This is a genomic window from Methanosarcinales archaeon (genome assembly GCA_014859725.1).
Classification (GTDB): Archaea; Halobacteriota; Methanosarcinia; order Methanosarcinales; family Methanocomedenaceae; genus Kmv04.
This window is the reverse complement of record JACUTQ010000142.1, coordinates 1-5,951: the sequence shown is the minus strand read 5'-3', so window position 1 is coordinate 5,951 and position 5,951 is coordinate 1. Positions and strand designations below refer to the sequence as shown.

General features: G+C 43.7%; 6 protein-coding genes. All 6 read right to left on the bottom strand.

The window, feature by feature from the left end; translation table 11 throughout:
* Positions 1-7: 7 nt before the first annotated feature.
* Positions 8-358 carry an RNA polymerase Rpb4 family protein gene (locus tag IBX40_10430; GenBank protein ID MBE0524733.1) on the bottom strand — a complete coding sequence of 117 codons (351 nt, stop codon included), beginning with the start codon at positions 356-358 and terminating at the stop codon, positions 8-10.
* Positions 359-402: 44 nt separating this feature from the next.
* The gene (locus tag IBX40_10425; protein MBE0524732.1) at positions 403-693 is read right to left on the bottom strand and encodes a 50S ribosomal protein L21e; all 291 of its coding nucleotides are present in this window, start codon (positions 691-693) and stop codon (positions 403-405) included.
* 15 nt (positions 694-708) lie between these two features.
* Entirely contained in the window at positions 709-2,022 is a 1,314-nt protein-coding gene (locus IBX40_10420; GenBank protein MBE0524731.1) for a tRNA pseudouridine(54/55) synthase Pus10, read from the bottom strand.
* Positions 2,023-2,065: 43 nt separating this feature from the next.
* A complete protein-coding gene (locus IBX40_10415) occupies positions 2,066-3,700 on the bottom strand; it encodes a TCP-1/cpn60 chaperonin family protein (GenBank protein ID MBE0524730.1) in 1,635 nt (544 codons plus the stop codon).
* 91 nt (positions 3,701-3,791) lie between these two features.
* Positions 3,792-4,634, bottom strand: coding sequence for a TatD family hydrolase (locus IBX40_10410; GenBank protein ID MBE0524729.1), 843 nt, complete (start codon positions 4,632-4,634; stop codon positions 3,792-3,794).
* A 5-nt stretch (positions 4,635-4,639) separates the two neighbouring features.
* Positions 4,640-5,197: a TATA-box-binding protein gene (locus tag IBX40_10405; protein MBE0524728.1), complete on the bottom strand. Its 558-nt coding sequence runs from the start codon at positions 5,195-5,197 to the stop codon at positions 4,640-4,642.
* Positions 5,198-5,951: the final 754 nt, after the last annotated feature.

Here is a 5,951-nt window from a genome sequence, read left to right as displayed (position 1 = left end):
GAAAAATTTAATATGCTGCAGAGACAACGTCTAATATTTTATTCAATTCATCTTCTGAAAGAGTAAATCTTTCTTTCGCATAGATAGAACGTATCTCATCAAAGGAAGTGGGCATAATATCTGCAAGGCGGAATGCTATCTCTGGCTTCATTTTTTCCAGTCTTAGCAACTCCTCAACTAATTTATTTGCTGCATTACTATCGGTTTTACCGAATGTCTCAGCATGATTAATAGCCCTTCTGAGTTCATATCCCAGTTCAATTTCCTGTTCTGTTCTTATCTCTCTGATCTTTAATAGGATCTCTTTTACTTCTGCGAGGGTCAACATCTCCTCGTTAATAATCTCTTTTACCAACATATGAAAACTATCCTGTTATGGGCAGTTATAATTTCGTCCAAATATTAAATTTGAGGTCGAAGGTGTTCGGGATAAAGAATTACCTGCTTTGTCGCATTTCCATCAGATACTTCCAGGATATATGCACGGCCTCTCTGTCCTATTACTTTGCCTGTTTTGCCATGGAACTTGGGATTGGACATTCCACGATGGACACTTGGGTCCAGTTTGATATGTACTGCCTGGCCGATCTCGAACTCCTGGATGGCGCGGCTTACGGGACTGAGTCCTCTTTCTCTGACGTTTTTCTTCAATTTATACCTGGTCTTCCTTCTCTCACCATGTGATTTTGACAATGTTAGATCCTCCAATTAGATGAATATTCCTTTAACTTCTATTACGTCCAGTTCGGCAACTTTTGATTCCACACCAAGCAGCTCTGAGAGGTTTGGCCTGGTGCGTCCTTCGTCACCTGAAACCAGCTCTTTGACATACAGACCTCCCTGACAACCTACTTTAATTAAAGCCGATTGCCCGTCTGGAGACAGTTGTTCCAGTTCCATATGCTGGATCCTGCGCTCTCGATCCAGATCAGCCCTACGATGAGCTACCCTGGTGGGTGTTCTCTGGATTATGGTTTTTTTGGAAAGTATGTCTAAGGCAGATATAAGTTTTTCTTCTGATAACTGTGTCCTGAATGTGACTCCTAACCTATAAACTTTATCTGCTTTTGCCTGTTTTATGGCTTCAACTGCGGAACGGGTAACAAATTTCAGGCCCAATACTTCGATTTTACCGTCTGCATGACGGTTCACCTTGTGCTGGAGCCTGGTAAGGTCAATCCGGCGGCGCAGGGGCTGGACTGCTTCCACGATAAAAGGTCTTCCCGTACCCAGCATTAACGCGTCTATATCTTCCCGGCCAGCTCCATGAAAAACTGTATCTGTTGCACCAGTGGCAGCCATTACTTCGGGACGGATCAATTCATCCACTGATTCAGGATACATCCGTCCGGTGAACCCACACCGCTCACATCCGCTGCCGCCGCATTCCCGGCAGGGCCAGCGGGTTTGAGGGATGCCCCTGATTATTTTGCGGTATCTTCCAAAAATAAATAATGATCTTACTTCCAGATCAACTGTTCCCTGTGTTATATCCAGTATAGCTGTGATCTCTGGTAGTTTCATGTCAGCCTTTTTATCTAGCAGGGCTTCAACCCGTTTTCCCACTTCCCTGTTCATTTCGGTCTTCAACTGTTCTGCCCATCTGGTTCGGGATGTGGCCCAGAGTATCTCTTCATTCTCGATCAGCAGTCCTGAAGGTTTGGTGCCTACAACAAAGGTATTGAATTCAAATCCTTCAACTGCTTTTATGACTTTTTCGGCCCAGGTATCCAATTCATCAAACAAACCGTTGCAAACCCAGCATTTTTTTTGCACATCTTTTATTTTCAGGCTTTTTCTGGCATGGATGCTGCTGGGAGCCAGCAGCCTGAGCAGTGTATCGTGAGAGGAGTCCTTATTTTTCTGATCACTCTCTAAAGCCAGGGCTAATTTTATCGCTGCCCCCCTCTGGTCGTTTGTAAGACCAGTGGAAAGATTGGCAAAAAGGCGGCCTATGCAGTGATCGCAAATGGGGCCTTCTGTCAGAACTCGGGATGCAGTATCTAAAATAGAGTTTGTCATTTATTTAAAAAAATTATTCAATGGGACCGCCTGGCCCCACGACTTACATTTCGAAATCTTTCATACCTGGAACTGGCTTCGGTCCAGTCTGTTCTTTTGTAGCTGCGATCATATCATCGATACGCAGTATCATACTGGCAGCTTCTGATGCTGAATCAATAGCCTGAAGCTTTACACGCAGTGGTTCCACTACACCTGCTTCCAGCATATCTTCCACGCGGTTCTCAAATATATTAAGGCCCGCATTCTTCTCACCAGCCTCGTGTTTGCTCTTAAGTTCCACCAGTTTGTCAATATAATCAAGACCGCTGTTCTCTGCCAACGTCTTTGGTATTATCTCAATAGCTTCCGCGAACTTGGTCACAGCCAGCTGCTCCCTGCCCGTTAACTGGGCGGCATATTCTCGAATACGCAGTGATAGTTCAACTTCAGGTGAGCCTCCGCCAGCTACAACACGGCCGTCTTCTATTACAACACCAACAACCCTCAGGGCATCATTCATAGCCCGGGCCAGGTTATTCACCACCTGTTCAGTACCGCCTCTTAGAATGATGGATACCACATTGGATTTTGGAAGGTCACGGATAAATATCATCTCTGAATTTCCTACCATGACCTCTTCCACTACCCCTGCTGTACCAAGGTCATCAGGTGTGAGTTCATCCAGATTAGTTATTATTTTCCCGTTGGAAGATTCTGCCAGATGTTCCAGGTCCCGTACCTTGACCCTGTGAACCACGAATATACCTGCTTTGGCCAGGTAATGACGGGCCAGGTCATCCACGCCTTTTTTACAGAATACAGCATTTGCCCCGCTGTTTATCACCTTGTCCACTACTTCCTTGATCATCTGCTCTTCCTGATCAATGAAGGCTCTGCGCTGGTTTGGAGAAGTAAATGATATTTCATTCTTAAACTCCATTGACCTTACTTCAATGGGAGTGGCAAGAATAGCGATCTTTGCATTTTCGACTTTTTTCGGCATACTCTGGTGGGTCCTCTCCCTATCTATGATTATTCCCTCAACCAGTTCACTGTCATCGATACTACCTTCAACCCTGCGCTCCATCAGCACATCCTTGATGTCCACTGTCTTTTTCCCTTCAAAGCCTTCTTTAGCTATGGATTTGACAGCTTTGACCACCAGATGTCCTAATGTATCCTTAACTGATTCTGCGCCTTTGCCTGTCAGGGCCGTGTTAGCGATCTTTATAAGCATATCCTCATCAGTGTCAGATACATTGACAGATATACCTTCAAGTATCTCCTGTGACTTATTTGCAGCTGCCATGTACCCGGCTGTGATGGTCGTGGAATGAACATTCATTTCCAACAATTCTTCTGCTTTTGCCAGCAGTTCTCCTGCCAGTACTGCCGCCGTGGTTGTACCGTCTCCAACTTCATCATCCTGGGTCTTTGCTACTTCCACGATCATTTTCGCTGCGGGGTGCTTGATGTCCATTTCATCGAGAATGGTGGCCCCATCATTGGTAATCGTTACCTGACCTGCAGAATTTACCAGCATCTTATCCATACCTTTTGGGCCCAGGGTGGTGCGCACTGCAGATGCTACTGCCTTTGCTGCCATAATATTCCCTCTTTGAGCTTCACTGCCTGTTGTTCTTTGGGTTCCTTGCCTAAGAATAACCATTGGCTGACTGCCTAACTGTCCTGCCATTAAAATCCTCCTTTCATAAATAATACAAGTATATTGTTAATTCATTAATAACGAGATTCGCTTTTCGTATGTTTAAACTTCTATATTTAGGTTATGGTAGTTCGACTTCTACACCGTATACTTTTTCCGGATTCTCTTTATGAATTTTCCAAAATATCTCATCACCCCATTCTTCCGCCAGGGCCAGGGTTTTACGGGGTATCGTCTTTGGGCCAAGTACTGCTCCCGGACGTTTTGGGTCATCTATATAATCGGTCTCCATCAGGAATCGATCCCCCTGCTTAAGGGCTTCCTCTATCATACCTTTTCCTGCCAGCACCCCGGGCCACATTCCGACGTTTTCAAATTCCTTTACCATTGGTGGCGCGAAATGTTTGATCACTTTTTCAGGAGAGAGACCAACCTTTTTGGCCATACCTGCAATATCATTGATGTTTTCAAGTGTAGCAGTTTCAGTATGTAACTGCAATGGACACCCTGCATCCCTGGCAAGTTCCATAGCGTGCAACAGTAACTCGTTAGATGCGTCCCACAATTTAGGTTCTACTTCATAATGGGGACGGCCGGATTTCAAACCTACAGCCAGCCCTTCTTCAACATATTTTGCTGCCATTTCCAGACCTGCCCTCATCAGGTAAATGGTTTTGTCAAGCCCCACCCTGCCGTACATTTTAGTGATAGCTGCAGGATGGACCCCCAATACAGGAAAAGCAGTTACGCCTCCTTTTTTAACATCTTCTGCCATTTTGACTGTTTCGTCAAATACCAACCCGTAATCTTCAGGTTGGTTTATAGTAATACCAATGGTCCATGAAGGTTTGGAAACTATAAAAATGTGTGTGCCGCCAGCACGCTGGAACGCTTTGGCGGCTTCAACCCCCTGAAACCGGGGGTCCAAATGCATATGATGGTCAGTTATTGGAAAAACAGACATTTGGTTTATAGCAGTCCCAGGCCGTCCAGTTCTTCAACGATCTTATCAACTGCTGCATCTGCATCTTCAGGTTTTTTACCGCCTGTTACCACCAGCTTGCCTGAACCGAACAACAGCATTACCACTTTCGGCACAGCAAGCCTGTAAACCAGTCCAGGGAACTGTTCCGGTTCGTATTCGATATTTTCCAGGCCGAGTCCGATGGCAATTGCATTTAGGTTGAGCACAGTACCCAGATCAGCTGAAGCAACAATATTCTGGACAATTATCTCCGGATTCTCCATAACCTCGACATCCATATCCCGCAATTCTTTGAACACTTTTTTCAGGCCGTTATGTACATCAGCAATACTTTTGGCGCCTGTGCATACGATCTTGCCACTGCCAAATATCAATGCGGCAGTCTTAGGATCTTTTGTCCTGTACACTACACCGGGAAACCGTGCTTTGTTATAATCTGCACCTTCCAACTTCATAGTGATCTTTGTAAGTTCAAGAGTAGTACCAATGGCAGTAGAGGCAACAACATTCTCGATTTTAATTGTTTTTTTAGGATCGTCAATTTTAGCCATATTTCTCACTAAATATAAGGGTATTTAAACCTTTATATACTTTAAGTTGAATTGAAAAATTCTGCCAGGGGAAATAACATTTATGTAAAATTGTTTATTTATAAAATTAATTACACAATCATACACAATATTTCTTATAACTCATAGATACCATTCGCCTTGTTTCGAGAATCAAATGCTTTCAATATATCGAGATTTAATGAGAAAATCATACTTTATATACCATAAAAAATGAGGATTCAAAATCATGAAAAATGGAACTGATCTCTTTTTTGAAGTTGACACTCACTAAAATTTAAAATATCGATCTCAAAAAGATATTGGGATTATATCATATCCATATCATGATAAAAACTACCATATGTGTGTGGTAATAAATAAGGATGAAGGATTCATAATAACTTCATATATAACTGATAGAATAAAAGAAGGTGTCCAGATTTGGATAAAATAAAAGTAATTCTTAACCGGGAGTCAAACATACTGGATGTGTGGTTTGATGATGCTGAAAAAGAGTTCATCTGCGCCGATTGAAGTATTGACCACTTAATGTATGCTAGCCAGGCATTTCCTGTATCTGCAGAAAGGGCAGGCAGCTTTGGCTCCAGGGATCTGAGTTTTTCCAGTAACTGGTCAGCTGATTCACAGGTGATCAGGGTCTGGCAGAAGGGATGATCTGGATAGGATACGCTCATGGTCTCCAGGTAGGCTGACGGGTCGCCGTTGTTCTCTATGAATCTGACCA